This window comes from Mesorhizobium sp. P171375 (genome assembly GCF_057786075.1).
In genome coordinates, this window is record NZ_JBYNWF010000001.1 from 5,844,926 (window position 1) to 5,871,220 (window position 26,295).

Annotated in this window: 26 protein-coding genes, 2 pseudogenes and 1 riboswitch; of the genes and pseudogenes, 8 read left to right on the forward strand and 20 right to left on the reverse strand. The window is 62.2% G+C overall.

The window, feature by feature from the left end:
- Positions 1–109: 109 nt before the first annotated feature.
- From ACYHH6_RS28490 to ACYHH6_RS28515, 6 genes are all read right to left on the reverse strand, one after another.
- The gene (locus ACYHH6_RS28490; RefSeq protein WP_352583484.1) at positions 110–676 is read right to left on the reverse strand and encodes a HupE/UreJ family protein; all 567 of its coding nucleotides are present in this window, start codon (positions 674–676) and stop codon (positions 110–112) included.
- Positions 677–738: 62 nt separating this feature from the next.
- On the reverse strand, positions 739–1,263 hold the full coding sequence (locus tag ACYHH6_RS28495; protein ID WP_352558237.1) for a hypothetical protein: 525 nt from the start codon (positions 1,261–1,263) through the stop codon (positions 739–741).
- A gap of 2 nt (positions 1,264–1,265) precedes the next feature.
- On the reverse strand, positions 1,266–2,474 hold the full coding sequence (locus ACYHH6_RS28500) for an agmatinase family protein (RefSeq protein WP_112559951.1): 1,209 nt from the start codon (positions 2,472–2,474) through the stop codon (positions 1,266–1,268).
- Position 2,475: 1 nt separating this feature from the next.
- Positions 2,476–3,297, reverse strand: coding sequence for an ATP-binding cassette domain-containing protein (locus ACYHH6_RS28505; protein ID WP_352583482.1), 822 nt, complete (start codon positions 3,295–3,297; stop codon positions 2,476–2,478).
- Positions 3,294–4,106 (reverse strand): ABC transporter permease, encoded by an 813-nt coding sequence (locus tag ACYHH6_RS28510; RefSeq protein WP_352583480.1) that lies wholly within the window; start codon positions 4,104–4,106, stop codon positions 3,294–3,296. Before ACYHH6_RS28510 ends, ACYHH6_RS28505 begins: the two co-directional genes overlap by 4 nt.
- Before the next feature lie 108 nt (positions 4,107–4,214).
- On the reverse strand, positions 4,215–5,279 hold the full coding sequence (locus ACYHH6_RS28515) for a putative urea ABC transporter substrate-binding protein (RefSeq protein ID WP_352583479.1): 1,065 nt from the start codon (positions 5,277–5,279) through the stop codon (positions 4,215–4,217).
- A gap of 100 nt (positions 5,280–5,379) precedes the next feature.
- Positions 5,380–5,495: riboswitch (guanidine-I (ykkC/yxkD leader) on the reverse strand.
- Positions 5,496–5,638: 143 nt separating this feature from the next.
- Here ACYHH6_RS28515 and ACYHH6_RS28520 point away from each other — a divergent pair.
- The 4 genes and pseudogenes from ACYHH6_RS28520 to ACYHH6_RS28535 all read left to right on the forward strand — a co-directional run.
- Positions 5,639–6,719, forward strand: a pseudogene (locus ACYHH6_RS28520) (erythromycin esterase family protein); the annotation flags it as partial.
- 80 nt (positions 6,720–6,799) lie between these two features.
- A complete protein-coding gene (locus tag ACYHH6_RS28525; protein ID WP_352583477.1) occupies positions 6,800–7,006 on the forward strand; it encodes a hypothetical protein in 207 nt (68 codons plus the stop codon).
- Positions 7,007–7,038: 32 nt separating this feature from the next.
- Positions 7,039–7,281 (forward strand): hypothetical protein, encoded by a 243-nt coding sequence (locus tag ACYHH6_RS28530; protein WP_352583475.1) that lies wholly within the window; start codon positions 7,039–7,041, stop codon positions 7,279–7,281.
- A 52-nt stretch (positions 7,282–7,333) separates the two neighbouring features.
- Positions 7,334–7,804 (forward strand): YbhB/YbcL family Raf kinase inhibitor-like protein, encoded by a 471-nt coding sequence (locus ACYHH6_RS28535; protein WP_192259690.1) that lies wholly within the window; start codon positions 7,334–7,336, stop codon positions 7,802–7,804.
- Positions 7,805–8,024: 220 nt separating this feature from the next.
- On the opposite strand, the gene ACYHH6_RS28540 is transcribed toward ACYHH6_RS28535, so the two are convergent.
- Entirely contained in the window at positions 8,025–8,456 is a 432-nt protein-coding gene (locus ACYHH6_RS28540; protein WP_352583472.1) for a hypothetical protein, read from the reverse strand.
- 189 nt (positions 8,457–8,645) lie between these two features.
- Between ACYHH6_RS28540 and ACYHH6_RS28545 the strand changes: the two are divergent.
- From ACYHH6_RS28545 to dhaL, 4 genes and pseudogenes are all read left to right on the forward strand, one after another.
- Positions 8,646–8,894: pseudogene (locus tag ACYHH6_RS28545) on the forward strand (copper oxidase); the annotation flags it as partial.
- Between the two features lie 107 nt (positions 8,895–9,001).
- Entirely contained in the window at positions 9,002–9,163 is a 162-nt protein-coding gene (locus ACYHH6_RS28550; RefSeq protein WP_352583471.1) for a hypothetical protein, read from the forward strand.
- 77 nt (positions 9,164–9,240) lie between these two features.
- On the forward strand, positions 9,241–10,248 hold the full coding sequence (locus ACYHH6_RS28555; protein ID WP_352583469.1) for a dihydroxyacetone kinase subunit DhaK: 1,008 nt from the start codon (positions 9,241–9,243) through the stop codon (positions 10,246–10,248).
- Positions 10,249–10,277: 29 nt separating this feature from the next.
- A complete protein-coding gene (gene dhaL, locus ACYHH6_RS28560) occupies positions 10,278–10,919 on the forward strand; it encodes a dihydroxyacetone kinase subunit DhaL (protein ID WP_352583467.1) in 642 nt (213 codons plus the stop codon).
- Positions 10,920–10,998: 79 nt separating this feature from the next.
- Here the strand turns inward: dhaL and derI are convergent, their stop codons facing one another.
- The 13 genes from derI to ACYHH6_RS28625 all read right to left on the reverse strand — a co-directional run bounded on the left by derI (position 10,999) and on the right by ACYHH6_RS28625 (position 26,211).
- On the reverse strand, positions 10,999–11,436 hold the full coding sequence (gene derI / locus ACYHH6_RS28565; protein ID WP_352583466.1) for a D-erythrulose-4-phosphate isomerase: 438 nt from the start codon (positions 11,434–11,436) through the stop codon (positions 10,999–11,001).
- A 26-nt stretch (positions 11,437–11,462) separates the two neighbouring features.
- Entirely contained in the window at positions 11,463–12,230 is a 768-nt protein-coding gene (locus ACYHH6_RS28570) for a triose-phosphate isomerase (RefSeq protein WP_352583464.1), read from the reverse strand.
- An 83-nt stretch (positions 12,231–12,313) separates the two neighbouring features.
- The gene (locus tag ACYHH6_RS28575) at positions 12,314–13,252 is read right to left on the reverse strand and encodes a sugar phosphate isomerase/epimerase family protein (RefSeq protein WP_352583463.1); all 939 of its coding nucleotides are present in this window, start codon (positions 13,250–13,252) and stop codon (positions 12,314–12,316) included.
- On the reverse strand, positions 13,252–14,805 hold the full coding sequence (locus ACYHH6_RS28580) for a glycerol-3-phosphate dehydrogenase (RefSeq protein WP_435053218.1): 1,554 nt from the start codon (positions 14,803–14,805) through the stop codon (positions 13,252–13,254). The genes ACYHH6_RS28575 and ACYHH6_RS28580 overlap by 1 nt, the downstream gene beginning before the upstream one ends.
- Positions 14,766–16,325, reverse strand: a complete 1,560-nt coding sequence (locus ACYHH6_RS28585) for an FGGY-family carbohydrate kinase (protein WP_352583459.1) — start codon at positions 16,323–16,325, stop codon at positions 14,766–14,768. Before ACYHH6_RS28585 ends, ACYHH6_RS28580 begins: the two co-directional genes overlap by 40 nt.
- 108 nt (positions 16,326–16,433) lie before the next feature.
- Positions 16,434–17,375 carry a D-ribose ABC transporter substrate-binding protein gene (locus ACYHH6_RS28590; RefSeq protein ID WP_081725422.1) on the reverse strand — a complete coding sequence of 314 codons (942 nt, stop codon included), beginning with the start codon at positions 17,373–17,375 and terminating at the stop codon, positions 16,434–16,436.
- A gap of 38 nt (positions 17,376–17,413) precedes the next feature.
- Positions 17,414–18,547 carry an ABC transporter permease gene (locus ACYHH6_RS28595; RefSeq protein WP_352583457.1) on the reverse strand — a complete coding sequence of 378 codons (1,134 nt, stop codon included), beginning with the start codon at positions 18,545–18,547 and terminating at the stop codon, positions 17,414–17,416.
- A gap of 24 nt (positions 18,548–18,571) precedes the next feature.
- Entirely contained in the window at positions 18,572–20,110 is a 1,539-nt protein-coding gene (locus tag ACYHH6_RS28600; RefSeq protein WP_352583456.1) for a sugar ABC transporter ATP-binding protein, read from the reverse strand.
- Positions 20,107–20,763, reverse strand: a complete 657-nt coding sequence (locus tag ACYHH6_RS28605) for a DUF2291 family protein (RefSeq protein WP_352583454.1) — start codon at positions 20,761–20,763, stop codon at positions 20,107–20,109. The genes ACYHH6_RS28600 and ACYHH6_RS28605 overlap by 4 nt, the downstream gene beginning before the upstream one ends.
- 33 nt (positions 20,764–20,796) lie before the next feature.
- Positions 20,797–21,819: a sugar-binding transcriptional regulator gene (locus ACYHH6_RS28610; protein ID WP_352583452.1), complete on the reverse strand. Its 1,023-nt coding sequence runs from the start codon at positions 21,817–21,819 to the stop codon at positions 20,797–20,799.
- Between the two features lie 380 nt (positions 21,820–22,199).
- Complete coding sequence (locus ACYHH6_RS28615) at positions 22,200–23,912, reverse strand: glycerol-3-phosphate dehydrogenase/oxidase (protein WP_435053217.1); 1,713 nt, start codon at positions 23,910–23,912, stop codon at positions 22,200–22,202.
- Complete coding sequence (locus ACYHH6_RS28620) at positions 23,909–24,685, reverse strand: DeoR/GlpR family DNA-binding transcription regulator (RefSeq protein ID WP_352583450.1); 777 nt, start codon at positions 24,683–24,685, stop codon at positions 23,909–23,911. The genes ACYHH6_RS28615 and ACYHH6_RS28620 overlap by 4 nt, the downstream gene beginning before the upstream one ends.
- Positions 24,682–26,211, reverse strand: a complete 1,530-nt coding sequence (locus tag ACYHH6_RS28625; RefSeq protein ID WP_352583448.1) for an FGGY-family carbohydrate kinase — start codon at positions 26,209–26,211, stop codon at positions 24,682–24,684. Before ACYHH6_RS28625 ends, ACYHH6_RS28620 begins: the two co-directional genes overlap by 4 nt.
- Between the last annotated feature and the right edge of the window lie 84 nt (positions 26,212–26,295).

The window sequence follows — 26,295 nt, forward strand, 5'->3', positions numbered from 1 at the left end:
GCCTTCACCAGTTGATATAGCATGTCGCGAAGGCGACGAAGCCCTATTAGCCACTTCTGTCTCATCGCGTTTTCGTCCCTGTTGAAAGCAACTTGCTTCGCAGACTGATTCAGATGAACTGCGCGGCCGTGGCCACCCCGACCAGCGAAGTGGCGAGACCGGCGGTGCGGATGGCTCCCGGCCAACCGGCGAATTTGGTGGCGGACAACACGCCCACCGCATGCAGGATCGAGGTGGCGAGGACGAAACCGATGGCGTAAGCGAGGCCACCGTCGCTTTCGGCAATCTCAAGGCCATGGGCGTTTCCATGGAACAATCCGAACAAGGTCGTCAGCGACATGGCGACGGTCAGCGGCAAAGGCTTCGCCAGACCGACCATCGCCCCGAACACCACGAGCGACAGTGCGATGCCGGTTTCAAGGGAGGGCAAGCCGATGCCGGCGACTCCGAACAGGGCTCCGACGACCATAGCGGAGACGAAGAGCAACGGAACGAGAAGAACGGCGCGCCCGCCGATTCTCGCGGCGATCATGCCGACAGCTACCATCGCGAGCAGATGGTCGATGCCGAACAGAGGATGCTCGACGCCGGCCAGGAAGCCATGGACGTGATAGCCGCCCGGATGGGCGAACGCCAGCGAGGGCGTCAAGACGGCTAAGGCCGAAAGGATAGTCATGCCAAATCTTGGGAGCGTTTTCATGGTTGGGTCTGTCCGATGAATGAGGTTGGCGAATGAGTTCAATGTCCGGGAACGGCGAATTGCGAGGCAGCGGAACGGTCGGCAAGGGCGCGCGCCGCGGCGAAGCCGAGATGTTTTTGCTGGGTGCCATCGTGATAGATGAAAGCAAGGCGGCGGCGGTGCGATGTCAGGCGCGCCGGCAACGGATGATAGGCGACGCCAGTACCGCCGACGAGCGGCATGACCGCGCCGACATCGACCAGGTCCTCGGTCTCGACGCGCAGCAAATGAAGCCTCACGCCGTCCTCCATTTGACCAACAAAAGGTATGCCGGCGAGACGCAGAAAGCTGGATGGGTCCGGTGCTCGCGCAAATCCTTCCAGGAAGGCCGTTTCAACAAGATCGAGATCGACCGACGCGGGATCGACAGGCGACTCCTGGGCCTGGTCAGGTGGCAGATGCGGCGTCTGCCATTGCAGCGGCTTGCCAGCGGGTCCGTTGTGGCCAAGCGTGTGATGATCGTTCGGCCCGTGGTGATGGTGGCCGTCGCGATGGCCATGAGAATGGTCATGATCGTCGTGCATGGTCAGAAACTCACCGGTTTGTCGATGATGGATTTATGCTTGCCGAGATTACCGTGGGCGACCATCGAACCGAGCGCCTCGACGACGACGCGCACACCGAACAGCGCAGTGATGTCCGACGTGTCGTAGGGCGGCGATACCTCGACCACTTCCAGCCCGCAGATGCCCGGCGCCGTCACCAGTCCGAGAAGCTTGAGCGCCTCGCGCGGCAGGAAACCGCCAGGCTCTGGCCATCCCGTGCCGGGCACGAAGCCGCAATCAAGGCTGTCGACGTCGAAAGAGATGTAGACGGCATCGGTGTCCTTCCAGGCGAGTTCGAGAGCGACTTCCGCCGCCTTCTCAAGCCCCATCTGCTCAATATCCGAAATGGTGAGCACGTTAGTGCCCCGCTTCCTCGCCTCGGCGACGCCGTAGCGGGGAACCTGCCAGCCGCCGATGCCGAGTTGCACGAGATTGGTTGCCGAGACATTCGGCAGGTTGGTCGCCCAATACCAGGGCGTGGTGTGCATGCGCTCGTCGAGATCCTTTTCCTGGATGTCGATATGCCGATCGAAATGGATGATGCCGATGCGCTTCGAGGTGACGTCGGCGATGCCGCGCACACAGGGGAAGCCGATCGAATGGTCGCCACCCAGCATGATCGGCAGCGCGCCCGACGAGGCGACATGGCTGACGCCCTTGGTGATCTGGTCAAAACTCTTTTCGAGGTTGGCCGGAATGGTGAAGACGTCGCCGGCGTCGCAAAGCGTCATCTGTTCGCGCAGATCGACGCCGAGTTCGTAGTTGTAAGGCGTGTAGAGCGCCGAGATACGGCGGATGCCTTGCGGACCGAAACGGGTTCCCGGCCGGTAGGTGGTGCCGCTGTCAAAGGGAATGCCAATGACCGCCGCATCATATTTGCCGACATCGCGGACGTTTTCGACATAGGGCGCCTTCAGAAAGGTGTTGATGCCGGCGAAATGCGGCAGCTCGCCGCGCGCGAATGTCGGGATCGACTTGTCGATGATCGAGTCCGATCCGGGCAGGCCCATGTCGAGCGCCCATTGCTGCTCCTTGCGCCAGCCGCTTTCCGGCAGCTTCCCCTCGGCCTCGATCGACTTCCAGCCCTGCGTGCCGCGGGCATCAAAATCAGGATGGTGCAAACGCCGCGACGGCTCTCGGGCGACCACGCCCGCCCGGCGGTGGCTGCGTTCGGGAATATTTCCAAACATTCTAAGATCTCCCTTGCGACGCCGTCGTCGCCATTGCTGCATCCGGCCGGGCCGTCCCGACCATCGCGGCCACCTTGGCCACGTCTCGTGAGGAAGCCCGGTTCTTGCGGTCGAGCTTCAGATCGTAGGTGATCGTCGCGCCGTAGGCCGACAGGAACTGCGGGTCGTGGCGCACCTTGTCGAAGACCAGCACGCGAGTGCCGAGCTTGAAGGCCTCGCCGATGTCGTGGGTGACCATGACCACCGTCATGCCATGCTCGGTCCAGAGCTCGGTCAGCAGCTCGTGCATCTCGACGCGGATGCCGGGATCGAGCGCACCGAACGGCTCGTCGAGAAGCAGGATCTGCGGACGGCCTAGCAGGGTCTGCGCAATCGCAAGCCGCTGCTGCATACCCCCGGAGAGCGATGCCGGATAAAGGTCGCGCGCATGGGCAAGGCCAACCCGTTCCAGCATGGCCTCGGCCTCTTGCCTGGCGCTTCTGCGCCTGACACCGAAGACGCGGCCAAACGGCCCACCCGAGCGAAAGTCTTCAACCAGCAGCAGATTCTGAATGGCGGTCAGATGCGGAAACACCGAATAGCGCTGAAAGACGATGCCGCGCTGCGGTGTCGGCTCGGGCACAATCGGGCTGTCGCCGACGATGACCACGCCCCCGCTTTGCTGTTCCTGACCGAGCAGTATGCGCAGGAACGTCGATTTTCCGCAGCCGCTGGCGCCGACCAGTGACAGGAATTCGCCGGCCTCGGCCGTAACGTTGACACGCTCGAGCACCCGGGCATCGCCATAGCTCTTCTCCAGCCCATGGACGACGATGCGGCTCATTTGGCCTCCACCGGATGAGCCCAGGGAGACAACGCCCGGGACAGTCGCACCAGAAGCCAGTCGGTGATGACGGCAAGCAGCGTAATCCAGGCGACGTAGGGCAGGATGACGTCCATCGACAGATAGCGGCGGACGAGGAAGATGCGGTAGCCCAGTCCTTCTGTAGAGGCGATGGCTTCGGCGGCGATCAGGAACAGCCAGGCTGGTCCGAGTGCCAGCCGCACGCAGGTGATGAGCCGTGGCATGACCTGCGGCAGCACGAGCCTCAGAACCATGGTCCAGCTGTTGCCGCCGAGTGTCTGCGCCTTGGCGATCAGTTCCGGCGGCAACTCCATCACCCGGTTGGCGATGTCGCGCACCATCACCGGCGCCACGCCGATGGCGATCAGCGTGATCTTGGCCGTTTCGCCGAGGCCGAGCGCAATGAACAGGATCGGCAGCAGCGCCAATGGTGGGATGACGCAGACGACGGTGACGAAGGGTAGCAGGAAGGCCCGCACTCGCGGAATGAAGCCGATGGCGATGCCGAGCGAAAGGGCGACCAGCGTGGCGGCGGCCACCCCCGCGAACAGCCTGACGAGACTAGCATAGGTATCGACCCACAAGATGAGATCGCCGGAGCGTTTGTCCGGAACCGTGGCAAGGTCCAGGAAAGCTGACCACATCTGTGCTGGCGAGGGCAACAGCTTGTCGGCAGGGTTGGCGTCCAGCCTTTTGCCCGACGCGATCAGATAGGCGCCCGCTGCGACCAGAAATGGCAAAGCGCCGAGAAACAAGGCGCCACCTCGGGAGACCCTTGCGTTGATCATGCGAAGGCGCACCTTGGGCCCTGGCTGGGGAGGGCGCGTACCCTCCCCGCCCGCCTCGGAGACTGCATTCATGATGCCAATGCCCCTGGCTAGCATGTCATGCCTATGTCACGGCGCTGCGGTTGCAACCTCAGCCATGAAGGCTGGATCGAAACGCAGCTTGACGTTTTTGGCGTCGCCCAGCGTGGATCCGTCGGGAAAACTCATGCCGACCACATCGACACTCACCGCGTTTGTGCCGAGGATGCCGTGGCTGAACAGAAAGTTGCGGACAAGATCCATCGTCTTCGGCAGTTCGGCGCCCTTGGTGAATTCGACAGCCTTAGCGGGATCGAAGAACATCGCCGTCGAGGCAAGCTGCGCGTCGAAGCCGGCGAGGTCAGTGCCGGACGCCTTGGCCATCTCCTCCTTGGCTGCTTGGCCTTCCGGCGTGCCCGAGGTCATCAGACGCATCGCTTCGTACCATGCGCCAACAAGCGCCTTGCCCAGCGCGGGGTTGTCCTTCAGCGTCTCGGTGTTGACGACCATCATGTCGATGATCTCACCGGGAATCTGCGACGAATCGAACACCTTGTGAGCACCCGGCATGGCGACGATCTCGGAAACCAGCGGGTTCCAGGTGACGACGGAGGTGACGTCGCTGGTGCCATAGGCGGCAACCATGTCGGCATCCGAGGTGTTGACGACGGTGATGTCCTTCTCGGTGAGCTTGACCGTGTCCAGCGCCCGCGCCAGCAGATAATGCGAGACCGAGAGTTCGACGAGATTGACCTTCTGGCCGGCAATGTCGGTGAGTGCAGCTTTGTCCTTGAGGATGACGGCGTCGTTGCCATTGGAGAAGTCGCCGATGATCATGGCTGTGCTGTCGACGCCGCCGCCCGCAGGGATCGACAGCGCGTCCATGTTGGTCATCGCACAGCCATCGAAGCCGCCGGCTGTGTACTGGTTGATGCTCTCGACATAGTCGTTGATGCGGGTGACCTCGACATTGATGCCGTATTTGTCCGCCCATTTCTTCATGATGCCGCTTTCGGCAAGATAGCCCCACGGCATCCAGCCGACATAGATCGACCAGCATATCTTGAAATCTTTCTTGGGCGCCGCGCCTGCAGCGGAAACGATAGGAAGGCTGAGTGTTGCGGCTAGGATGATTGCGGCCAGCTTGCGAAGCATTGCGTACCCCTGTTCGCGATCCGGATTGCGTCCGGACTTTATGTTGGGGTTTACAGAGCGCGCATCCGGGAGAGGTTCGCGCCAGCAAACCCGTGCAGGGTTCTCCCGGGATTTTGGCCCGCCGTGTTCCGCCGGATGCCTCAATGCATCCTGGGCGGTCGCATCTCTTGGACCAGCACCGCTCTAACCGCAGTCGGAACCCTAGACGCTCTGCACCTAAAACAACATGCAAGGTGTGTGCCAGGTTCGAATGGCACGGTTTGCACGACATATTCGTGTGCGCCGCCCCTCGACCCGCCGCGCCGATGATAAAAAATTCATCGCGGCGCCCGAAGATTGGGCAACCTTGATCGCACACCAATTGGCCTGATGCCGCAGCGATCGACCGCTACGTTCGCCACCGCAAGCCGCGAGCGGGGGCGGTTGCACCATTCCAGCGGTTTCCGACCTGGATGTGGCGCAACACCGATGTGGCGGCTTTCACCGACTGGATGCGTCACCACAACGAGAAGCTCGAGCCATCCAGGCAAGCAGGGTTCTACGGCCTCGACATCTACAACATGAGCGGGTCATAGAAGCGGTTCTCGACTATCTTGACCGGGTTGATCCGCAGGCCGCAAAGATTGCCCGCGAGCGCTATGGCTGCCTGACCCCGTGGCAAAACGAACCGTCCACTTACGGCCGGGCGGCGCTGACCTCGGGCTACCAGGAATGCGAGCAGGCCGCTCTCGCGCAATGCCGAGATCTGCTCGCCAGGCAACTGGACTATGCCCGACAGAACGGCAACGACTTTTCGATGCCGCTCAGAACGCCCGGTTGATAGCCTCCGCCGAACGTTATTACCGGATCATGTACTATGGCGGCGCACAATCCTGGAACCTGCGCGACACGCATATGTTCGAAACGCTGGAACATCTGCTGGACGCCAACGGGCCGAATTCCAAGGCGGTTGTTTGGGCGCACAATTCGCATATCGGAGATGCCCGCTACACCGAAATGGGCGTTGTCCGCGACGAGTTGAATATCGGCCAGCTTTGCCGGCAACGATTTGGCGACAAGGTTGCCCTGGTCGGTCTGGGCACGCATTCCGGCACTGTAGCCGCCGCCTCCGGCTGGGGCGAGGAGATGAAGGTGAAGCAGGTGCGGCCCTCACGCGCCGACAGCTACGAGCGGCTTTGCCATGACTGCCGCATTCCGCGTTTTCTGCTCGACCTGAAGCGCGACGAGGCGCTGCGCGAGCGGCTCCTGGAACGCAGGCTGGAACGCTTCATCGGGGTGGTCTACCGGCCGAAGACCGAACTGCGCAGCCACTATGCCGACGCCTCCCTGCCCCAGCAATTCGACGCCTTCGTATGGTTCGACAAAACCACCGCGGTGACGCCGCTTGGTCCGGAGCATGCAAGAGCTGGTGTTCCGGACACTTATCCGTTCGGACTTTAGCCGTCGGCGAACGGCAAATGGCCCGGAACATTTCAGCCGGCCCGTGGTTTTGAAACCGAACCTGTCGAAGGAGCTGTCTCATGACCACGACCAGACATACAAAGTGGAAAAACCCGAGCGTTGCCGACCTGGCGAACAATCCGGGCATCGGAACCTCCAAGGGCACGATCAAGGAAGGCGACGAGCTCGACCTTGAAGGCGAGAACACGGTCGAAGGCGACGTCGGGAGCGACACGACGGCCGCCGGCGGGATCAATCCAAGGCAGAAAATGCGAACGAACAAGTAGCGTGCCCAATTGCGCGAAAAGGGAGGCTATCGATGGCCGGAAACAAAACCCACGAGCAAAGCCTTCGCGTAATCGAAAAGCGCGAGGATACTAAGAATGCCGGCAAGGGCTTCGACGCGAAGACGGAGCTGGGAAAGACCGACGCTGAGCGCGCAGCCTCGCGGCAGAACAACCTCAGACCCAAGCTGGGGGATATTGCCGACCCCGATGATCGGAACATCATCCGCGGAGAGAACCAGGAAAGTTCTCACAACAAGCGTCGGGGAGGTCGTTGAGGTCGACCCATGCACCGACATCGGCGTAGCAACCCTCCCGAAGGAGTAACTCATGCCACTCACGCTCAGCAGTTCCGCCTTTGCCGAAGGCGCAAAAATCCCTGAAAGATATACGCGGGACGGCAAGAACGTGTCTCCGCCGCTCAAGTGGTCGGGGGCACCTGATGATACAAGGAGCTTCGTTCTCGTCGTCCAGGATCCGGATGCGCCAAGCGGAACGTTCGGCCATTGGGCGGTGTTCAACATGTCCCCGGACACCCAGGAGCTTCCCGAGGCGGCAAGCGGCAAGCCGGGTCCGCAGGCCCTCAGGCAGGCGACGAACGATTTTGGCAACGCCTATTATGATGGCCCTCAACCACCGGTCGGACACGGCGTCCATCACTATCATTTCCAGCTGGCCGCGCTCGACACACCAAACCTTGCCATCCCGGCAAGCGCCGGCATCCAGCGTATCTGGCAGGAAGCGCAAAAACATCTGCTCGAGCAGGCAGAACTCGTCGGAACGTACGAACGGATTCGATGAGTTGCATCCAGGCTATGGTTGGTTCTCGCGGCCGGCGGGCCATTGTTGCTGGTTATATTGACGGCCTATGTCGTGTTAACACGCCGCCGCCCTGGCCCCGCTGAACGTGGGAAAGTGACTGCGTAACTGACCGGCTGTGTCGCCAGAACAGGCGCTGATCCAGAAATGGGGCGGTCGGGAATCGCACGGCTGCGGGCACGCGACAATTCCCGACTCTTGGTCAGTGCATGATCCTTTGCCTCAACCATGCGAGAAACCTGTTCTCGCCGATCAGTGCGCGGACCCTAGTGGCAGCCCACCGTGCTGTCATGGTAGCGCCTACATGACAATCGCAAACGATGTCGTGCAGTTGCCGGTCATTCAGTTCGAAGAAGCGCTTGGCCTCGCCATACGTGTCATCCCTCAGGCCGGAAGCGCGTAGCACCGTGTCTTCGAAGGCAACAGCAATTGCCGACCCGTCGCCGCGTGCCATGGCACGTGCCTCCGGGTGCAGATGTTCGGTGCCTGTAAATGCGCCAAGGCATCGTTCGGGATTCTGCTCGAGAAGTTCAGCCCAACGCGCGATGCGCTCGTTTCGTGTCATTTCCAAATGTGGCGCCGAGGGCTCAATCCCGGCGATGGCATGCAGTTGGTCGAGTGTCTGATGTTTCATGGTCCGCTCCTGTTGCGAAAAGCGCCCACGCCTTCAGGGGAATTACCGCGCGGCGATCCTTCGACAAGAGCGGAAGCTGACAGAATTCATCACTCCCAAATTCAACTGGCTGGATCGTAAACGCGCCGACCGCGTTCATCGAAAAGGGGTGGCTATCACCAGCCACGGATCCAGAATCAGGTTCTGCCCATGCTCGTCCAGCCGATCGACTATTTTCTTGTTGTCTGGTTCACTCTTGCCGCCGCCTCGACGCTCTATGTCGGCATAGATCAGTACCGCAACAATCCCGAACCTGTGGTGATGAAATGGGGGTTCATCCTGGTGACCCTCTACATGGGCCCACTCGGCCTGCTGCTGTATGTGCTCGCCGACAAGGAGCCGCGACCGGGCGAGCACGAGGACTTCACCCGGCCACTGTGGTGCCAGTCGGCACATTGCCGCCCATCAAATCGTCCGGCGTGTAGACCGGCATGGCCAGATCCATCGGCATCGGCACGACATGCGCGCGCGCCACGCCGTCGCGGCGCCATGTTGAGCCGGTCGTGATGGCGATGTTTACCGGACTTGATCATCTTCACCATCACGTCTGGCGAGGTAAAATCATCAGCAAGCGGACGTTCCGCTGGCAAGAAGAATTTCGCTTGGTGGCGGACAAAAAAAGCGACGGCGTGCATATCCTGGCCGTGCCAGAGAGAGCCAACATTTGAAAACATCAATTGCCGGGGTGAAAATCTCGATTGCGCCCGGTATCATCTATGAAAATACCCAAATCGGAAGGACGCCGGTGCAAACCAAGAAGATCATCAATGACGGCAATCGCGCCGTCGACGAGATGCTGGAAGGCATCCTGGCAGCGCATCCCCGCCATCTCAAAAGCGTGGACGGCAGCCCACGTTCGATCATCGCCCGCGACGGACCGCGCCAGGGTAAGATAGGCCTCGTCATTGGTGGCGGCTCGGGCCACGAGCCGAGTTTTCTCGGCTTTGTCGGCAAGGGGCTGGCAGACGCGGCGGCCATCGGCAACGTCTTCGCCTCGCCGCCGCCCGATCCGATCCTTGAATGCGCAAAGGCAGCAGATGGCGGCGCCGGTGTGCTGTTCATGTACGGCAACTATGCCGGCGACGTCATGAATTTCGACATGGCGGCCGAGATGGCTGGGATGGACGATATTGAGGTGCGCACGGTGCTGAGCACCGACGACGTCGCGTCCGCGCCCGTTGGCGACAGGCACAAGAGACGGGGTGTCGCGGGCAATTTCTTCATCTTCAAGGCGGCAGGTGCCGCCTGCGACCGCATGTTGTCCTTCGATGAATGCGAGCGCATCGCTCGGAAAGCCAACGACCAAACATTCACCATGGGTGTGGCGTTGGCGCCTTGTTCGTTGCCGCAAACCCGCCGGCCGAATTTTGAGATCGGACCCGACGAGATGGAGATCGGCATGGGCATCCATGGCGAACCCGGCATCGCGCGCGGAAAGCTTAAAACGGCCGACGAGATCACCGACGAGATGCTGGACAGTATCCTCGCCGAGATGGCGCCGGCACGCGGCGAGAAGGTCGCCGTGCTGGTCAATTCGCTCGGTTCGACACCGCTGATGGAACTCTACATCATGAACCGGCGCGTGAAGCAGAGGCTTGACGATATCGGTGTGTCCATTCACGCAAGCTGGGTCGGCAATTACTGCACCTCGCTCGAAATGGCCGGCGCTTCGATCACGCTGCACCACCTCGACGAGGAGTTGCAGACGATGCTCGACCACCCTTGCGACTGCGCCATGTTTCGCGTTGGCTAAAACCTGTCAGAGCAGCAAGGGACAAAGACATGACAACGATCGACACTGCCCACCTTGCCGCGATGTTCGCTGGCATTGCGGACGCCATGTCAGCCGACCGAGACCGGCTCTGCGCGCTTGACGGCGTGATTGGCGACGCCGACCACGGCATTGCGATGGAGCTTGGATTTTCCGCGGCACGCGATGCGGTGGCCGCACTGGACGCCGCCACCACCGATCCGACCGCCTTACTGAACACGGCGGCAAAGTCGTTCCTCAACGCCGTCGGCGCATCCTCGGGTCCGCTCTACGCCACCGCGTTCATGCGCGGCGCTGCAGCCGTGAAGGGCAAGACGACGCTCGACGAAGCCGACACCGTTGCCGTGTTCCAGGCGATGGCCAAAGGCATACAGGATCGCGGCAAGGCTGAAACAGGCGAAAAGACGATGATGGATGCCTGGGCGCCGGCCGCGACAGCGGCGGGCGAGGCGCTGGCCGCCGGCAAGGGTCTGGCTGGCAGTCTTGCGGCTGCGGTCGAGGCCGCAAGGGCCGGCGCGGAAGCGACCAAGGCGATGATCGCCACCAAGGGTCGGGCCTCCCGCCTTGGCGAACGCTCGCTTGGCCATATGGATCCAGGCGCTGCGTCCGCCGTAACGGTGATCGAGGCGATGCGGGCCGCCTTGACGAGCTAGACCATATCCCTTCCGGGAAAGGTCATTTTCAAACAACAGGATAGAGGCTCAACTTGACTCTATCCGGAAAGACCCGTCTTCAGCGCTTGGCGTCGAGCTTGTCGATGGCATCCACGTTCCCGGCAGAGGGGCCGTTCGGATCGAACTCCGAGGCGAGCCACGCATCGGCGATCGACTTCGCCAGTTCGGGGCCGATGACGCGGGCGCCCATGGTGATGATCTGGGCATTGTTGGATTTTGCGGCGCGCTCCGCCGAATAGGTGTCGTGGGTGAGCGCAGCGCGAATGCCCGGCACCTTGTTGGCCGAGATGCTGACGCCGATGCCGGTGCCGCAAAACAGGATGGCGCGGTCGTAATTGCCGTCGATAATTTCGTGGCCAACTGCGGCGGCGATATCGGCGTAGTAGCCGGCCTGGCTGAGATCGACGACCTGCAACTCGGGCTTGGTGGCGAGATGCTTTGCGATGACATCGAGCAGCGGCTTGCCAGCGCTGTCGGCTCCAAGTGCGATCTTCATGACAATGAACTCCTTTGCTTTCCTGGTCAGCGCGCGATGGCGCTCGACGCCTTTTTCAGAATGTCGATATAGCCTTCCGCATGCCATGCCGAGCGGCCGATGAACAGGCCGTCTATATGCGGCTGGCCGATCAGTTCGGCCGCATTGCCGGGATTGACGCTGCCGCCGTAGAGCACAAGCGGGGCAGCCGGCAACCGGCTGGCGGCGACCTGTTTGATCAGCGCCTGCTGCTTGTCGGCATAGTCGGCGCTGGCCGGGATGCCCTTCTCGCCGATCGCCCACACCGGCTCGTAGGCAAACAGGATTTCCGCCGACAATTCATGGTCCGCGAGGCCTTGCAGCGCGCCCAGAACCTGCGCGGTCAGGATGTCATCGGCGCGGCCGCCCTCGCGCTCCGCCAGCGTCTCGCCGACGCAGATCAGCGGCACGAAACCGTTCCTGACCGCCGCCGCCGTTTTCAGTCCCACGGTTTTGTCCGTCTCGCCAAAATGTTCGCGGCGCTCACTATGGCCGAGTTCGATCAGGTCGAGTCCGCAATCCCTGAGCATCACCGGGGAAATCTCGCCCGTCCACGCACCGGCATCGGCCCAGTGCATGTTCTGCGCGCCAACCTTGACGCGTGTGTTGGCGAGCGCCGTCTTCACCTGCCGCACGGCGGTGAACGGCGGAATGACGAAAGGCTGTATCGCCGGATCGAAGCCGGGCACGAAGGCCGCCAATGCCTCGGCGAATTGCAACGCCTCCGCCAGCGTCTTGTTCATCTTCCAGCTGGTGCCGACCCAATATGGGGTCATTCTTTTCTCCTTCGATCCGAAATTCGGACGACACGTGTTTTCTCGGCCAGCATCGGCGCCAGCTTTCGAGCCGGCGTTTTACCTCAAGCGCGAGGCTTGAGACTGTTGCGGCCGCTGTCGATGTAAGGCGCCCAGAAATCCACCGACTCGCGGATCATTGCAATCACCTGATGATCGACCGGTTCCCTCTCCCGAAAGGAAAGTTCAAGGCAAATCTCATTGTCGGTTCCGCCGCCCTGTCGCACGGTGTCGAGCAACTTCTGTGGAAGGATGCGACCATCCTTGTTGTAGGCGGCCGTGAACGGCCAGTGGCCACCCTTGTTCATGGACGACTGCTTGATATGGATGATCGGCGATTGCAGCGGAAAGGCTTTCGCCCAGGCATAGGGATCGGTGTCGGCGGGGTTGGGCGAGGTGACGTCGCCATGGTCGATGTCGACCATCATTTTCATCGGGATCGGGAGCTTGGCCGCGTCGATGGCGCCCTGCAGGTCAACGCAGCTTTCGATCGTATGGCCAAACTCCCGCCCCACCGACATCGGCTCCCAGAACAGGTAGGTCAGGCCGGCTGCCTTGGCATGCTCGGCCACTTCGCGCCAGCATTCGACCGCGACGTCGAGAAGCGCTGCCCGCCGTTGCGGATCGTCATAATCCTTATAGGTGAAGATGGCGAACTGTGTGCCCATGCCCGAAGCGCCGAGTTCGGCGGAGATGTCGGCAAAGGTCTTGAACCAGTCGACATAGTAGCGGCGCACATCCGCGTCCGGATGGCCGAAATGGTTGAGCCTGCCATAAGGCCCGGTCATCCCTGAGGTGACGCGCACGCCGGTCCGCGCCAGGGCGCTGTTGAACAGGCGCAGGAATTTGGCAATCGTTGCCGCCGGCCAGCCCGGATTGACGAATTCATGCGTCAGTTGCACGTCGCGGATGCCGATGCCATAGGCAATGGCGTCGATCAAATCGTCGGGATCAGCGAAACGATTGACCAGCGGATTGGTGTTGAGAGAAAGCGTGAAGGCCATCAGTTTGCCGCCGCCATGATGTTAGCGCACCAGTCTTCAAATGTTTTCCGCTCGGCCGCATTGATGTGCAACCCGTGCTTGGTGCGGCGTTCGAGAACATCGGCAGCAGTCATCGCCCATTCGGTCTCGAACAGGAAGGCAGCTTCGCGCTCAAAGAAATCCGGGCCGAAACGACGGCCGAGATCGGCTTCGTTTTTCACCCCTTTCAGCAAAGCGCGCGTGCGCGTGCCGTAGCTTCGCGCATAGTGCTTCACCAGCGACGGGCTAAGCGAGGAAAACTCGGCGTGCAGATCGCTCAAAAACTGCTCGAAATCGGCGTTGGGCAGGTCGCCCCCCGGCAAGGGAATTTTGGCGGTCCAGGCTTTCTTCATCGTCGGGAAGAATGGCTGGATTTTTTCCAGCGCATGTTCGGACAACTTGCGGAAGGTGGTGATCTTGCCGCCGAACACCGAAAGCAGCGGCGCGCCGCCATTCGGGGCGTCGAGTTCGAAGATGTAGTCGCGTGTCACCGCGCTTGGGTTGTCTGCATTGTCGTCATAGAGCGGTCGCACACCTGAGAAACTGTAGACCACGTCCTGCGCAGTCAGCTGGCGCTTGAAGTAGCGATTGACCACCTTGATCAGGTAATCGACTTCGCTGGCCTCGGCGGCCACCTCCTCGGGCTTGCCTTCATAGGGAATGTCGGTGGTGCCGATCAGGGCCAGATCATTCTCATACGGGTTGACGAAAATCACCCGCTTGTCGCTGTTCTGGATGAGGTAGGCCTGCCGTCCTTCCCAGAATTTGGGCACGACGATATGGCTGCCTTTCACCAGGCGAACGTTGCGGGTGGAATTCTGTCCGGCGACGCGGCTCACAATGTCGTTGACCCACGGCCCGGCGGCGTTGACCAGCCCCTTTGCGCGGACCTTCGTCACAGCACCGGTGCGACCGTCCTGCATGTCGATCGACCACAGGCCGCCTTCGCGTCGGGCAGCAATACAGGCGGTGCGGGTGAAGACTTTTGCGCCGTGCTGACTGGCGTCGAGCGCGTTGAGCAGCACCAGGCGGGCATCATCGACCCAGCAGTCGGAATATTCGAAGCCGCGCTTGAATTCGTCCTTGATCGGCGCCCCTTCCGGCGCTGTCCGCAGGTTCAGTGTTCGCGTCCCCGGCAGCCGCTTACGGCCGCCAAGATGGTCATAGAGAAACAGCCCGAGCCGGACAAGCCATGCCGGCCTGTCCTCGGGGCTATGCGGCAGCACGAAGCGCATCGGCCATATGATGTGCGGCGCCGCCTCAAGCAGCACCTCGCGTTCGATCAGCGCTTCGCGCACCAACCGGAACTCGTAATATTCGAGATAGCGCAGGCCGCCATGCACCAGCTTGCCGGAACGCGAACTGGTGCCTTGCGCCAGATCATCCTTCTCGCACAGGATGACCGACAGCCCGCGACCGGCCGCATCGCGCGCTATGCCGGCGCCGTTGACGCCGCCGCCAATCACGAAGAGATCGACAACTTCAGACGTATCGCTCAAGACTTTGCTCCTGTGCGGTGCGCCATGCGTTTCCATACCGGCCGCAGCGCCTGGCGCGCCGCGACGAAGGATGGAAACAGCGCATCGTAGGTGTGGGAAAGCGCCTCGTCATAGGTGTCGCATTCGCCCAGCAGCGGCGTCACCCATTCGGAGCAACAATCATCCATGGAGCGATAGACGCCGAGCCTGACCGCGGCCATCATCGCTGCGCCCGCGGCGCCTGCTTCCTGGCGGCTGCTGGTTCTGACCTGCGCGCGGGTCACTGCGGCGATGATGCGGCGCAGCGACGGACTGCGGGCGGCACCACCCGACAGGCGGATTTCACCCGGCATCGTGCCCATCGCCTCGTAGCAATCGCGTGCCGCGAAGGCCAATCCCTCTAGAACCGCGCGCGCCAAATCGCCAAAGCCGTGCTTGACCGACAGGCCGATGAAGCCCGCGCGTGCATCCGGATCGACGAACGGGCCGCGTTCGCCGGCGAGCGAAATATAGGGCTGATAGACCAGCGATCCCGGCTCCGATCCTTCGACCCAGGCATCGAGTGCTTTCAGCAATTCGTCGCGCGAAGGCTTGGCGTCGCTGGCGGTCAGCACGTCGCGCGCAAGGCCAAGCAGCCAGTCTATGTTGAGGGTCGCCGCCATATTGGATTGCAGTTGCGCATAGGCGCCGGGAACCGGCATGGCGATCGTATAGCCGGACGCATTGTCGTTGAGCACGACATCGTCGGCGGTGCGCGCCAGGCGCGTGTGAATGCCGGTGGAGCCGATGACCGTGCAGCCGACATTGCCGCTTGGATCGTAGAGGCCGGCTCCGAGCGCGGTGCTGACCATATCCACGTAACCCAGCACCACCGGCGTGCCTTCGAGCAGGCCGGTCTCTCTCGCCGCCGATGGCGACAGCGGGTGATGGTCGGTCGTGCCTTCGAGCATGGGCGGCAACAAGCGCTGATGTGTCGTCAGATCCAGAATGTCGAGCACCGCGTCGGAATAGCTGCGCGAGCGGAAATCGCCGAAAGTGAAAGTGCCTTCCGACGGATCGGTGGCGCGCTCGCCGGTCATTTTGAAATAGAGCCAGTCCTTGCAATGAAAGGCGGTGGCGGCCCGCTCCAGGATTTCCGGGCTGTTCCTTTTCAGCCAGCTGAGCTGGGCGCCCTGCTGGCAGGCGTTGAGCCCGGTGCCGGTGATCTCGAACCGCGTGCGATCTCGGGCATCGCAGCGCATCTCGTCCACCAGATGGCCGGCGCGGGCATCGAGCCATAGCCAGGCGCGCCCGACCGGCATGCCGTCGCCATCGATAAGCCAGGTACCGTCGCCCTGCCCGGTGATCGCCACCGCCGCAATTCGCCGCGCGAGATCCGGAATTTTCGTCGCCAGTTCGCGAACCGTCTCAACCATGTCGCGCCAGGTTTGATCGAGATCCTGCTCGGCGCCGCCGCCTTCCAGCGTGACGAAGCTGTTGGTCACCGACGCCATGGCAAGCTGCCGCCCCGAAAGATCGAAAGCGACCGATTTGATCACGGAGGTTCCCGCGTCGATCCCGATCAGCAGGTCTTTCATGCGGCAAGTTCCGGATGGTTATGAAGGCAATTCAAAGGAGCAGTCTTTGTTGTCTGGAAGCCGTAGAAGAGGCAGGGAGTGTCCGCAAGGACACCCCCTGTGCACGTTTTATTCCGACAGCACGAAGGGTGCGGTGTACTTGTCCACATTGTCCTTGGTGATGAGAAGGCAATCGAACAGCTGCTTCTCGCTGGTGGCACCGGTGGCGCCCGACTTGATGAACGAGTCGGCCTGCTGCACGGCCTTCGCCGAGAAGATGGCGACAGGCTGCAGCACGGTGTATTGCAGTTCGCCGGACTTGATGGCCGCAACCGCATCCGGAGAGCCGTCGAAGCCGCCGACCTTGATGCCAGCCAGCTTGCCGGCTTCCTTCAGCGCCGCAACCGCACCAAGCGCCATTTCGTCATTGCCGCTGATCACGGCGATGATGTCGGGATTGGCCTGCAGCATGCTCTGCATCTTGTCGTGGCCCTGGGTACGATCCCAGTTGGCGACCTGCGAAGCAGCCTTTTCGAGATCCGGATACTGGCTCAGCACAGTCGCGTAGCCGTTCGAGCGCGTGGCAGCGTTGTTGTCCGACGGGGCGCCGAGCAATTCGACATACTTGCCCTTTTCACCGACCGCCTGCACCCACTGCTGGGCACCGAGAGCCGCACCCTGCGCGTTGTTGGAGACGAGCTGTCCCTTGGCGAGGCCTTCCTGGTTGATCTCGGCATTGACGAGGAAAACCGGGATGTTGGCGGCGATCGCCTTCTTCACCGCGCCGACCGAACCATCGGCATTGGCCGGGTCGAGGATGATCGCCACCGACTTGTTGGTGATGGCGGTGTCGATCAGATTGCTTTCCGTGTTGGTGTCACCCTTGTGGGCAGCGACATTGGCCGTATAGCCGAGCTTTTCGGCCTCGGCCTTGGCGACGTTGCCTTCGGTCAGCCAATAGGGATTGGCCGGATCGTTGACGATGATCGAGATCAGGCCCGCGGCCGATGCGGCTGCGCTAAACCCAACCACCATTGCGGCGGCAAGCAAACTTCTAAGCACGATTTTCATGTAAATTCCTCCAATGGTTTACGCGGTGTTGCTGCCGGTCACCCGGCAGTCTTCCCTTGGGCAGGATTGGCCGGTTCGGCCTTCCCCCGTTTCTGAGAAGTCGGTTGGCCGCCCGTGTAAGCTGGAAGCTTGCTACGGCGGCGATACTGAACGGCATTGAGGAGCACGGCGAGCACGATGACGGCGCCGGTGAACACTGTCTGCCAGTAGGATGAGATGCCGATGATCACCAGACCGTCGGACAGGAAGCCGATGACGAAGGCCCCGAGCAAGGTGCCGCGGATGTTGCCGCGCCCGCCGGTCAGCGCCGCGCCGCCGATGACGACGGCCGCGATGGCCGTCAATTCGTAGGTGGTGCCCGCAGTCGGTCCGGCCGAGGTCAGCTGCGAGGACAGGATCAGGCCGGCAATGGCGGCGCAGATGCCTGAAAGCACATAGACCGAAATCTGCACCGTCTTGACCGGAACGCCGGAGAGTTCGGCGGCGCGCTCATTGCCGCCCGAGGCGTAGAGCCAGCGGCCGAAAGCGGTGCGGTTCAAGACGATGCTGCCGATCAGCGCGATGACCACCAGCACCACCACGCCGGTCGGCACGCCGAACAGGCGGTTGAAGCCGAGCGCGTCGAAGCCGGTGTTGCCCAGCTCCGGCTTGCCACCGAGATTGTTGTAGGTCAGGCCACTGGTCATCAGCAGCGCCAGGCCGCGCGCCATGTACATGACGCCGAGCGTGGCGACGAAGGCCGGAACCTTGAACCGCGCGATCAGCACGCCGTTGACCAGACCCACAGCGGCGCCCAGCATGCAGGCCAGCACCGCCACCACCCAGACCGGAGGGTAGAGAACGACGCCCAGCCAGGTCAACGTCACGCCTTGCATCAGAAATCCGGCGACGACGCCGGCAAGCCCAAGCGTCGATCCGACCGACAGATCGATGCCACCATTGAGGATGACCAGCAGCATGCCGACGGCGAGAATCCCGAAGATGGCGACATGCGAGGCCATGGTCAGGAAGTTCGCCACCGAGAGGTAGTAGGGCGACAGCATCGAGAAGACGACGATGATGACGATCAGGGCAAAGAAAGCCCGACCCTCGAGCAGCAGCTTGGCCACGTCGAAGCCCTCGCCGCCCGCGCTGGGGCTGCACTGTTTGCTGGCCTGGCTGACATCGGTCATGATCGGGGCTCCGAAATTCTATGATCAGGCGACCACGGCTTCGCCGGAGGCGGCCATGATCTGCTCTTTGGTGGCGTTCGCGCCGAACTCGGCTGAAATCTTGCCGCGCCGCATGACGACGATGCGGTGGGCGATGCTGAGGCACTCATTGACCTCCGAGGTCGAGAAGATGACCGCCAGGCCTTGCGCAGCGCGCTCGCTGAGCAGACGGAAGACTTCGGCCTTGGCGCCGACATCGATGCCGCGGCTCGGCTCGTCGAGAAGGATGACCTTGGGGTTGGTCGTCAGCATCTTGCCGATGACGACCTTCTGCTGATTGCCGCCCGACAGCGATCCGATCATGGCGTGGCCGCCGGTGGTCTTGATGGTGACCTTCCGGATCGAATCGTCGATCAGTGCGCGTTCCCTGGGCCGGGAGAGGAACAAGCCTTTGGCGAACGCCTCGATGCTGGCAAGCGACAGATTGCGGCCGACGGTCATGGTCTGGACCAGGCCGTCGCGCTGGCGGTCCTCGGGCACCAGCACCAGGCCTCTGGCGATGCGCTGGGCAATGGTCAGCCCCGAGACGTCCTCGCCTTCCAGCAGCGCCCGCCCGCCCGCCATCGGCACGCGTCCGGCAACGGCTTCCAGCAATTCCGTGCGCCCGGCGCCCATCAGTCCATAGATGCAGACGATCTCGCCCGCTTTGACGTCCAGCGACAGGTGATCGACGACATAGTCCGAACCCGAAGCGTCGGTGACGCTGACATCCTCGATCGACAGCGCGACCTCGCCGAATTCATGGCCGGTCGGCGGCGAGCCGAGGTCAAAATTCTCGCCCACCATGTTGCGGACGATCCATTCGAGATCGATGTCCTTGGCCTCGGCCGTCGCCGTGATCGATCCGTCGCGCAGCACGACGGCATAGTCGGTGATCTGCAGCGCCTCTTCGAGGTGATGCGATATGTAGACGATCGAGACGCCGCGGCTGGTCAGGTCGCGGATCACCTTGAACAGCACCTCCACCTCTGTGGCACTGAGTGCGGAGGTCGGCTCGTCCATGATCAGGATGCGGGAATCGACCGACAATGCGCGAGCGATCTCGACGATCTGCTGCTGCCCAAGGCGCAGATCCTCGACCAGGGTCATCGGATCGATGTCTTCTTCGAGGTCGGCCATCAGCGCCCGCGCCTGGCGCGACTCCTCGGCGAAGTCGAGGCCGGTTCTGGTGCGCAGTTCGCGGCCCATGAAGATGTTGTCGCGAACGCTCAGATTCGGCGCCAGGCTGAGCTCCTGGTGGATGATCGAAATGCCGCGATCGCGCGCATCCGAAGACGAGGAAAAGCTGACGAGATTGCCATCGAGCACGATGTCGCCGGATGTCGGCGTCACCACGCCGGACAGGATCTTCATCAGCGTCGACTTGCCGGCGCCATTCTCTCCAAACAGGGTCGTGACCTTGCCGCGATGGATGTCGAAGTTGACGCCCTTGAGCGCGTGAACGCCTCCATACGACATGACGACATTGCGCGCCGAAAGCACGGCGTCGCCAGTCGCGGGTTCTGTGCCGGAAGCCGTTGTCATTTGACGTCCAGCCTTACCGGCGTGACCAGCCAGCTCTTCGGATTGACCAGCTTGAAGGCGCCGACCACCGCTATGGTCTTGCCGGTCAAGGCGCCGGTATCGACTTTCGTCAGCACCTCTTTTTTCATCTCGTTGTTCAGCGCCGAGCCGGCGTCTTGGTATTCGATCTGGTTGGTGAACTGACCGAAGGTGATCTTGCCGGTGGCGTCGCGAAGCTCGGTGCCGTTGATCGCTGGCCCTGTCTGCACGCGGACCGTCAGCGTATCCGGCAAACCGTCGACAGCGACCTTGTAGATGCCCGACTTTCCCTCGCCGACGACGCCGGTGAATTTGACCGAGATGACCGGCCCGACACCCGCGGGCACGCCGTATTCTTTCTCGGCCGTAGCCCTGTCCTTGGCGATCGCCGTCGCCACCTTTGCGGCGTCGGCGGCACGCGTCTCGACATCGGCCTGCACCTTGGGAAATTCCGACTTGCCGTAGTCGGCTGCGGAGAACACGGCGTTGCGAACATCGCCGGCGGAGCCGATCTTGACGATTTTGGTATCGAGCGCCATAGCGCCGAGCAGAACCAGGACAGCGGCGCCGGCAAGTGCGCGGCGCAGGCCGGGCGAAGTCTGCCGGGGCGATGCGGTGGCAGCCTTGGCGCTCATGATACAACCACCAGCGAAGCGGATTTTCCGTTGTCACGCATTCGACGATCCTCCGTTCACGCGGCGTTTCGTTGCACCGGATGCACTCTCAAGCCGGCCCTGTTCGATCAGTGCCCTGGCCGTGCATTCGTCGGTGATCAGGCCGCTCAGATAACGGCTTTCGAGCACCGCCTTGATGGCCCGCACTTTCACCTTGCCGCCGGCGACGGCCACGATCCTGCGGCCCTTCAACTGATCGCGCGGAAGCGCCAGGATTCTTTCCGACAGCGCTGTTTCGACCGGGCGGCCCTTGTCGTCGAAGAAATGCGCAAGCAATTCGCCGACGCCGCCGTCACGTTTGACATCGTCGATTTCGGCAGGCTCGATCATGCCAGTGGCGACCAGCGACGCCTCCCGTTCGGCCGTGCCTATTCCGACGAACATCAGGTCGGACCGGCCGGCGAGAGCGAAGACATCGCTGATGCCGCGCTGGCCAAGCAGCACCTCGCGGTCCTCGGCGGTGTTGGCGACAAAAGGCACCGGCATGACAAAAGCCTGCGCGCCGGTCCGCTCTGCCAGGCGATGCATGACGTCGTGCGGGTTGGCGGCGAATTTGCGCGTCACGCCGCCAAGCAGCGAGACAAAACGGATGTGGGCAGCAGTGGTGCGTGTCAGATATTCGACGCAGGCCGCAAGCGTGCGGCCATGGCCGACGCCGATCAGCATGTCTTCGCCGCGATCGATTTCGCGCTTGAGGAACTGGGCGCCGGCAATGCCCAGACCTTTGAGCGGCAGTCCGTCCTGATCGAGATCGGGAACCACCTCGCAATAGTCGAGCCCATAGGCGGCGGTCAGGCGCTGCTCCAGGTCGACGCATTCGGCGACATCTCCGTCGATGAACACTCTGACCAGGCCGTCCTGGTTGGCCTTAGTGATCAGCCGATGCGCCTTGAGGCTGGTCAGGCCAAGCCGCTTGGCCACCTGAGCCTGTGTGAGACCTCCGGCATAGTGGAGCCAGGCCGCGCGCGTGGCGAGGCTGGACTCGTGGTCGCGGTTCGCGGTTCCGCCGGATTTCAAGCCATCCCCTCCCCAGGGTGATAATATTATCTTTGTATGCAAAAATTTTCACACCTTTGCATCGCTGTCAATCCTCCGCAGATGGTTGCCTCAGCCGACGGGGTCGGCAGCCGACGCAGCATATTAGGAGGTCAACATATTAGGCGATCATACGGCGGCGTTAAGTTAACGTCAATTTGCGTTATATCATGTTCAACGACAACATGGACCCTTGAGCGCCGGCAGCTGAAATAACGAATAAGCATTTGTTTTTGTTGAAATGTTCGATGGCGATGAAAATCCCAATCCGGATGTAAGACAGGAATTTTGGTGCACAAGGCGCAACAAGGGCAAACCGATCGGATTGCCCTAGAATACTACCGGCGTCGGCGTCGGCGCGATCAGTCCAGCCGCATCAGGTTCCTGCCCTCGAGCTCGACAACAGCGGCTTCGACTTCCCGCGCGAGGCGCTCAGTGCTCCACGCCAACGCCCGCCCGGCGATCGCGGCAATCTCCTCCAGATCGCGGCGCGTCAGCGAACCGGCTATCGCCAAAGTGCTGCGGCGCATGACGACATCGGCCAAATGTTCGACGAATTCGTTGCGCGCGATGTAGTCGATTTCAGCCTTGCCATAGCCGTCCGAGTCCGGCAGGCGACCCTCATCATTCGACCTGTGCCTGGCGATCTGCGCGGCTCTGGTCCCGTAGCGCGACAGCAATTGGTCAAGGCGCTCTTGCTCGACGCCGGTTGCCTGCTGCGCCTCAGCCAGCCAGTCCGCGCGCGCCTCGGCATTGGCCGGAAAATCCCTCCCACCCCCGATCGGCATCGACTGAGTGGACACGTTGCGGCTGCGCTGCAAGCGCCCGAGCACGGTGTCAGCGACTTCCTCGGCAAAGCCGCGGAACGTCGTCCATTTGCCGCCGACCAGCGAAATGACTGCAAAGGGCCTGTTGCCGTCCGGCTCGGCAACCGGCGCCGAATGATCGCGGCTGATCAGTCCGGGCGTCGCTGCTTCAGACGTCGGCAGGGGTCGGATGCCGCTGTAGGCATAGACGATCTGGTCGCGCTCGAACGCCATGCCCGGCAGCAGCGTTCGCACGCTGTCGAGCAGATACTCGACTTCTTCGGGTTCGCAGCGCACCGCGTCCGGATTGTCGGCCTTGATGTCGGTCGAGCCGACCAGCGCCAGGCCGAGATAGTCGTAAACCAGGCAGATGCGGCCGTCATCGGCCTCGAAATAGAGCATGCGCCCTGCAAGGCTTTTGACCAGTTCGTCATGCTTTAACAGGATATGCGAGCCCTTGGTGCCGCCGATCATCTTTGACGACGCGCCAAGCAACGCATTGACGTCATCGATCCACGGACCGGCGGCGTTCACCACCAGCTTCGGCCGCACCGAAAAAGCGGTGCCGTTTTCCGGCTGGAAGGTGAGCACGCCATTGGCTGAAGCCGCCAGTGTCGTGTAGTTGGCACTGGCAGATGCCGCGTGGGCCTGCAAGCCGTCGAGGATCAGCTCCAGTACCAGCCTCTCGGGGTGGCTGATCTTGGCATCGTAGTAGGTGCCGGTGGCGACGATCGCCGGATTGAGAGCCGGCATCTCGCGAAGTGTCTGCCGCCGTCCGACCATGCGGTGGCGCGGCATGACCTGGTTTCGCGAACCGTAGAAATCGTAGATCATCAAGCCGATCTTGATCAGTATGGCGCCGCGGCTGCGCGGCGCGCTGGTCGAGCCGAACAGCGTTCGCAACGCCGCCAGCATGCCCTTGCTCCACGAGAAGATCGGGATGACGGTCGGCAGCGGGCTGACATAGTGCGGCGCGTTTTGCAAAAGCAGATTGCGTTCGAGCGTCGACTGCGCCACCAGCCCGAACTCGCCGGTCTCGAGATATTTCAGGCCACCGTGGATGAGCCTCGACGGCGCGGCACTGGTGCCCGAGCCGAAATCCGCTTTGTCGACGATCAGGCAGCTGACACCTTGCGCGCACAGATCGCGAAACAACCCTGCCCCGTTGATGCCGGCGCCAAGAATGACGACGTCGACCTCGCCGGTCCCGGCCATCGCGACGAGGCGTCCTGCGCGATCTTTCGCCCCTGCTCCGTCGGCTGGGCTCATGGCGCTTTCGTCTTGACGATGCGCAGCTTCACCCCGGCCCGTTCGAGGCTCTGCGCCTGCGCATCGCCCAGGCCCTCGGTCACCATCACCGCGTCGAAACTGGTCAGATCGTCGAAGACATGCAGCGCGATCCGGTCGAATTTTGCGTGGTCGACCAAAAGGATGCGCTTGACCGATGCGGCCATCATCGCCTGCTTGACCCGCACGACATTCGGATCCTGGATGAAAGCAGTGGTTCCGGTGATGGCCGAAGCCGAACAGATCAGCACATTGGCGCGCAACTGCGCCACGGCGTTCTCGCAGACGATGCCGATATAGGCATTGTAGGTGCCGTGATACTGGCCGCCGAGACAGATGAAGTCGAGGTCGTCGACATTGATCAGCAGCGCAGCCGTCGACACGCTGTTGGTGACAACCGTCAGCGGCTTGACGTCGAGCAGCAGCGTCGCGACCGCGTTTGCCGTCGATGAATCGTCGAGCATCACCACCTGGCCGGCCTCGACATAATCCAGTGCTGCCCGCGCCAGTGCATCCTTCTCGGCTCGATTGACCGTCACCCGGTAGCGGAAGGCGCTCTCATAGAGACCCGAGGGCTGGACCGTCACCGCGCCATGCAGCTTGCGCAGCACGCCCTGCTGCGCCAGCCGGTCGATGTGCCGGTGGATGGTCATGCGCGACACGCCGAAATGCTCGACCAGATCGTCGATGCGCACCTGGCCGAGCTTTATCACATAGTCGGCGATTTCTTCGCGTCGTTCGTCGGCCTTGATCATGCTTCTCCCCTCGGCCGCGCCAGCTTTTCGATGTCAGGCCAATGCGACTTCATCTGCTCGGCTATGCGGCAGTAGAGCGAAAATCGCTCATTGAACACGGCACTGGAGGCCGGCACGGGCTGGTATTTCCGCTCCGTCATGCCGACCTGCTTGGCGCCCTGTTGCGGCGTCGCGAAGATCCCGACCGCGGCCCCAGCGCAAAGGGCGGCACCCAGGGCCGCGGCCTCGTCGGACGAGGTGACGGTGACCGGGGCGTTCAGAACGTCGGCAAACATCTGCACGAAAGCCGGGTTCCGCGCACCACCGCCGGTCAGGCGGATCTCGCTGATGGCAAAGCCGTCACGCAAGGCTTCGACATGGGTGCGATGATTGAAGACAATGCCTTCCAGAACCGCCTTCAGCATGTCGCCGCGATTGTGCCAGCCATGCAGGCCGACAAAGCTGCCGCTGGCGACATCGCCATAGGGAGAGCCGAACAGATAGGGATGAAACAGAATGGTCGAAGGCCTTTTCAGCGCGGCGTCGATCTCGCTTGCCAGCATTTCGTGGATGGAGCCGAAATCCGCGTTTGCCGTGTCCTGTTCCGAGCGGCAGAACGTGTCGAGAAACCAGTCGTAGTTGGCGGTCGAGGCCGGCGAGATCGCCATATTGTTCCAACGGCCGGCGTCGAGGGCGTTGCGGCAGAACCAGCGCGGGTCGACGCGCGGCTCAGACGAAACGACTTCGTTGATGGAATAGGTGCCGGCGACAATGGCGAGCGTGCCCTCCTCATGGCCGCCCATGCCAAGTGCCGACGCGGTCACGTCATGCAGGCCGCAGGCGACGGGCGTGCCCTTGAACAGGCCGGTCATTTCGGCGGCTTCCGCGGTGACCTGTCCAACGATGTCGGCCGAATGCGCCACCTGCGGCAGCGCATCGAAAAGATCGTCCAGGCCGAAGATGCGCATCGCTTCCGGCGCGAAGGCCTGCGTTCGGAAATCCGTGAAGGAGGTGCTGGCCTCCGTACGGTCGGTGCCGATCGTGCTGGTCAGGCAAAAGCGCAGCCAGTCCTTGCAGGCCAGCACATGGCCGATGCGCCCATAGCGATCAGGATCGTTCTGCCTTATCCAGGCCAGCAGCGCCGACGGTGCCGAAACATGCGGCGTCTGGCCTGTCGTCGCCAGCGCATCGGCGAAAACGGTACCGGCGCACCACCTGTCGACAATGTCGCCGGCGCGGCTGTCGAGCGATAGGATGCCTGGTCCCAAGGGCTGACGGTCATGATCGAGCAGATAGAGACCATCGCCATGCGCAGTCGCCGCTACCGCCTTGATGTCTTCCGCCGGCCTGCCGGAAAGCGCGATCGCCTCCTTGATGGCGTCGGCGGTCGCTTGCCACAGGCCTGCCATGTCGCGTTCTACCGAACGCGCAAGGGGCATAGATTGCGGCACCCGGCGACGCGCCACAGACAATTGCGTGCCGTCGGCATCGAAGATGACCGCCTTGGTGACCGTCAGACCGTTATCGATTCCGAGCAGGCTGGGCATGATCACCGCCTCTTTCAGCAACTGGCGATTGCTGCAGCGCGATCCTGCAGTCTGATGCAAGGGCGAAACACATAGCGACAATCC

What these genes read in the sequence shown, in the direction of transcription:
- ACYHH6_RS28490 (WP_352583484.1), bottom strand. Translation starts at nt 676, where the DNA reads ATGACTATCCTTTCGGCCTTAGCCGTCTTGACGCCCTCGCTGGCGTTC.
- ACYHH6_RS28495 (WP_352558237.1), bottom strand. Translation starts at nt 1,263, where the DNA reads ATGCACGACGATCATGACCATTCTCATGGCCATCGCGACGGCCACCAT.
- ACYHH6_RS28500 (WP_112559951.1), bottom strand. Translation starts at nt 2,474, where the DNA reads ATGTTTGGAAATATTCCCGAACGCAGCCACCGCCGGGCGGGCGTGGTC.
- ACYHH6_RS28505 (WP_352583482.1), bottom strand. Translation starts at nt 3,297, where the DNA reads ATGAGCCGCATCGTCGTCCATGGGCTGGAGAAGAGCTATGGCGATGCC.
- ACYHH6_RS28510 (WP_352583480.1), bottom strand. Translation starts at nt 4,106, where the DNA reads ATGATCAACGCAAGGGTCTCCCGAGGTGGCGCCTTGTTTCTCGGCGCT.
- ACYHH6_RS28515 (WP_352583479.1), bottom strand. Translation starts at nt 5,279, where the DNA reads ATGCTTCGCAAGCTGGCCGCAATCATCCTAGCCGCAACACTCAGCCTT.
- ACYHH6_RS28525 (WP_352583477.1), top strand. Translation starts at nt 6,800, where the DNA reads ATGACCACGACCAGACATACAAAGTGGAAAAACCCGAGCGTTGCCGAC.
- ACYHH6_RS28530 (WP_352583475.1), top strand. Translation starts at nt 7,039, where the DNA reads ATGGCCGGAAACAAAACCCACGAGCAAAGCCTTCGCGTAATCGAAAAG.
- ACYHH6_RS28535 (WP_192259690.1), top strand. Translation starts at nt 7,334, where the DNA reads ATGCCACTCACGCTCAGCAGTTCCGCCTTTGCCGAAGGCGCAAAAATC.
- ACYHH6_RS28540 (WP_352583472.1), bottom strand. Translation starts at nt 8,456, where the DNA reads ATGAAACATCAGACACTCGACCAACTGCATGCCATCGCCGGGATTGAG.
- ACYHH6_RS28550 (WP_352583471.1), top strand. Translation starts at nt 9,002, where the DNA reads ATGGCGATGTTTACCGGACTTGATCATCTTCACCATCACGTCTGGCGA.
- dhaL (WP_352583467.1), top strand. Translation starts at nt 10,278, where the DNA reads ATGACAACGATCGACACTGCCCACCTTGCCGCGATGTTCGCTGGCATT.
- derI (WP_352583466.1), bottom strand. Translation starts at nt 11,436, where the DNA reads ATGAAGATCGCACTTGGAGCCGACAGCGCTGGCAAGCCGCTGCTCGAT.
- ACYHH6_RS28570 (WP_352583464.1), bottom strand. Translation starts at nt 12,230, where the DNA reads ATGACCCCATATTGGGTCGGCACCAGCTGGAAGATGAACAAGACGCTG.
- ACYHH6_RS28575 (WP_352583463.1), bottom strand. Translation starts at nt 13,252, where the DNA reads ATGGCCTTCACGCTTTCTCTCAACACCAATCCGCTGGTCAATCGTTTC.
- ACYHH6_RS28580 (WP_435053218.1), bottom strand. Translation starts at nt 14,805, where the DNA reads ATGGAAACGCATGGCGCACCGCACAGGAGCAAAGTCTTGAGCGATACG.
- ACYHH6_RS28585 (WP_352583459.1), bottom strand. Translation starts at nt 16,325, where the DNA reads ATGAAAGACCTGCTGATCGGGATCGACGCGGGAACCTCCGTGATCAAA.
- ACYHH6_RS28590 (WP_081725422.1), bottom strand. Translation starts at nt 17,375, where the DNA reads ATGAAAATCGTGCTTAGAAGTTTGCTTGCCGCCGCAATGGTGGTTGGG.
- ACYHH6_RS28595 (WP_352583457.1), bottom strand. Translation starts at nt 18,547, where the DNA reads ATGACCGATGTCAGCCAGGCCAGCAAACAGTGCAGCCCCAGCGCGGGC.
- ACYHH6_RS28600 (WP_352583456.1), bottom strand. Translation starts at nt 20,110, where the DNA reads ATGACAACGGCTTCCGGCACAGAACCCGCGACTGGCGACGCCGTGCTT.
- ACYHH6_RS28605 (WP_352583454.1), bottom strand. Translation starts at nt 20,763, where the DNA reads ATGAGCGCCAAGGCTGCCACCGCATCGCCCCGGCAGACTTCGCCCGGC.
- ACYHH6_RS28615 (WP_435053217.1), bottom strand. Translation starts at nt 23,912, where the DNA reads ATGAGCCCAGCCGACGGAGCAGGGGCGAAAGATCGCGCAGGACGCCTC.
- ACYHH6_RS28620 (WP_352583450.1), bottom strand. Translation starts at nt 24,685, where the DNA reads ATGATCAAGGCCGACGAACGACGCGAAGAAATCGCCGACTATGTGATA.
- ACYHH6_RS28625 (WP_352583448.1), bottom strand. Translation starts at nt 26,211, where the DNA reads ATGCCCAGCCTGCTCGGAATCGATAACGGTCTGACGGTCACCAAGGCG.